At 44.2% G+C, this 2,192-nt stretch carries 1 protein-coding gene; it reads left to right on the top strand.

Annotated features, from left to right (window positions below; all coding sequences use genetic code 11):
- Nucleotides 1-143: 143 nt before the first annotated feature.
- Nucleotides 144-1,238: a Get3/ArsA fold putative tail anchor-mediating ATPase NosAFP gene (locus tag QT974_RS29680; RefSeq protein ID WP_333471975.1), complete on the top strand. Its 1,095-nt coding sequence runs from the start codon at nucleotides 144-146 to the stop codon at nucleotides 1,236-1,238.
- The last annotated feature ends 954 nt before the right edge of the window (nucleotides 1,239-2,192 follow it).

The raw sequence follows: 2,192 nt of genomic DNA on the forward strand, positions 1-2,192 counted from the left end.
TTTCGCCCAAATGCTACGCCCCTACATATACATTTCGACTTTTGCAAGAGATCTAGTGACAACTACCCACTGACAACTGACAAAGGAAACAGAAAGTTGCGCTTAAATGTTAAGTAGTAAGCTTTTGGCACTGAGAACAGAAAATGGCTTTGATTTTGACATTTTTGGGCAAAGGCGGCACTGGCCGCAGCACGATCGCGATCGCCACAGCTAAAAAATATGCGGCTCAAGGCAAACGAGTTCTGCTGCTAGGCCAAGATCCGGGCCCTGCATTGAGTATTCTGCTAGGAGTTCCCCTGACTCTCACCCCGCAGGAAATCTCCCCGAACCTGAAAGCAGTACAGGTGAACAGCGCGCCGCTGCTAGAACGTCGGTGGGACGAAGTTAAACAACTAGAAGCACAATATGTCCGCACTCCGTTTTTCAAGCAGATTTACGGGCAAGAATTGGGAGTTTTACCGGGGATGGACAGCGCGCTGGCGTTGAACGAACTTCGGGAATACGATGACAGCAAACAATACGATGTAATTGTGTATGACGGTAGCGGCGGTATGGATACGCTGCGGATGCTGGGAATGCCGGAAATTTTGAGCTGGTACATCCGTCGCTTCCGTCAAGCGTTGGTAGATTCGGATTTGGGGAAAGCTTTGTCGCCTTTTATTCAACCCGTTGTCAGTACCGTGTTGACGGTGGATATGTCGGGAGACAATGCTTTTCAATCTACGAAGCAAGTCGATAATCTGTTGGATAAGGGTAAGGAAGCGCTGGCAGATCCGAACCGCACGGCGGCTTATTTGGTGACGACTGGGGATGCAAGTGCGATCGGCACTGCGCGCTATTTGTGGGGAAGTTCTCAACAAATTGGTTTAACTGTCGGCGGTGTAATTGTCAATCAAGCAGCAGTGAGTGAAACTATTGCTGCTGATTTCGATCCTTTGACAGCGGTTTCGGTTCCGGCGCACAGCGATAATAATTGGCAGCCGTTAATTGATGCTTTGCCAGATTTTTCTGAAGCTGGGAAAGCTCCTAAACCAATTAACATCAACACTGCACAGCGTTTAGTTAGTTTGTTTTTGCCTGGATTTGACAAGAAAGAAATCAAATTGATTCAATCCGGGCCGGAAGTGACGATCGAAGCGGGCGATCAGCGGCGAAATATCTTGCTTCCTCCGGCGCTAACTGGGAAATCAGTTACAGGTGCTAAATTCCAGAATGGTTACTTGATTATTTCTTTTTAGCAGTTAAGTTGTTCGGGATTTTGGGTGAATTTTGGAACGGGCAAGATGCCCGTTCCACATTTTTATTAGTAGTTGTAGGGTGTGTCGCTATGAAGAATACCTAACTAAAGATTGAAAATCTAACAGATCCGCACCTTATACAATTTATAAAACATTTTGCTAAAAAACAATAGTTAGACTGAGTGAAGCACAATTTTTTTTACACATACCCCACGTGCAAGGTGCGTCGCTACGAGATTGTTGATATAATTTAGGGATTTTTCATGTATCCGCACCCTACGACTACTTACGCATCAAAATCCAAGAAACCGGGTTTTTATGCGTTTCTGCAACTGTAATGAGTTTTCTCGAAAAAACCCGGTTTCTGACTCCCCCGTGCGAAACCAAAATTCAACCTCCGCCCAACAAAAAAATATGCTATAATCTCCCACAACACATCAACTGTCAACTGTCAACTGTCAACTGTCAACTATTAACCCAGTTGTAGGGTGTGTCGCTATGAAGAATACCTAACTAAAGATTGAAAATCTGACAGATCCGCACCTTATACAATTTATAAAACATTTTGCTAAAAAACAATAGTTAGACTGAGTGAAGCACAATTTTTTTTACACATACCCCACGTGCAAGGTGCGTCGCTACGAGATTGTTGATATAATTTAGGGATTTTTCATGTATCCGCACCCTACGACTACTTACGCATCAAAATCCAAGAAACCGGGTTTTTATGCGTTTCTGCAACTGTAATGAGTTTTCTCGAAAAAACCCGGTTTCTGACTCCCCCGTGCGAAACCAAAATTCAACCTCCGCCCAACAAAAAAATATGCTATAATCTCCCACAACACATCAACTGTCAACTGTCAACTGTCAACTGTCAACTATTAACCCAGTTGTAGGGTGTGTCGCTATGAAGAATACCTAACTAAAGATTGAAAATCTGACAGATCCGCACCT

It is taken from the genome of Microcoleus sp. BM001215392, from assembly GCF_036700185.1.
Taxonomy (GTDB): domain Bacteria; phylum Cyanobacteriota; class Cyanobacteriia; order Cyanobacteriales; family Microcoleaceae; genus Microcoleus.

What these genes read in the sequence shown, in the direction of transcription:
- QT974_RS29680 (WP_333471975.1), top strand. Translation starts at nt 144, where the DNA reads ATGGCTTTGATTTTGACATTTTTGGGCAAAGGCGGCACTGGCCGCAGC.